Here is a 593-nt window from a genome sequence, read left to right as displayed (position 1 = left end):
TATGTGCAGCTTAGCTAGGCGTTAGGCAACTTGGTATACATGAAGGAGTTTTGAGTGAATAAGGAAGTACGAGTCGGTGTGGCTGCGGTTATTTTACGAGACGGACGTGTATTACTTGGAGAACGTATAGGCTCTCATGGAGCTCATACATGGGCAACTCCAGGAGGGCATCTGGAGTTGGGTGAAAGTATCGAAGAATGTGCAAAGCGTGAAACTTTTGAAGAGACAGGATTAGTTGTCAACTCATTCAAAAATCTAGGTTTTACTAATGATATTTTCGAAAAAGAGAATAAACATTATGTGACCTTATTTGTCGTAACGTCTTGCTCAATTGGTGAGCCTCAGATAACTGAGCCTGAAAAATGTAAGCAGTGGAAGTGGTTCAATTTAGATGAACTCCCAGAGCCTTTATTCCTCCCATTGACTAACTTATTGAAAGACTCAGTAGACATTGGAGAATTTGCCTAACAAGCAATTCAAGCAGACTGTCAACGCTTGGCATTTTCAGCTCGGTTTAGCTTCAGTGATTAAGGTGGTCAATTTGAGTGTATTGGTAGCGTTGTCAGCTACTTAATTGGGCGTTAAGACTCGCT

Annotated in this window: 1 protein-coding gene; it reads left to right on the top strand. The window is 41.5% G+C overall.

The annotated features are described in order from the left end of the window. The first annotated feature begins 54 nt into the window (after positions 1-54). Entirely contained in the window at positions 55-468 is a 414-nt protein-coding gene (locus ACP45E_RS21520; protein WP_017037295.1) for a nucleotide triphosphate diphosphatase NUDT15, read from the top strand. Positions 469-593: the final 125 nt, after the last annotated feature.

It is taken from the genome of Vibrio genomosp. F10 str. 9ZD137, from assembly GCF_049974785.1.
Lineage (GTDB): Bacteria > Pseudomonadota > Gammaproteobacteria > Enterobacterales > Vibrionaceae > Vibrio.
This window is presented reverse-complemented; position numbering and strand designations above follow the sequence as displayed.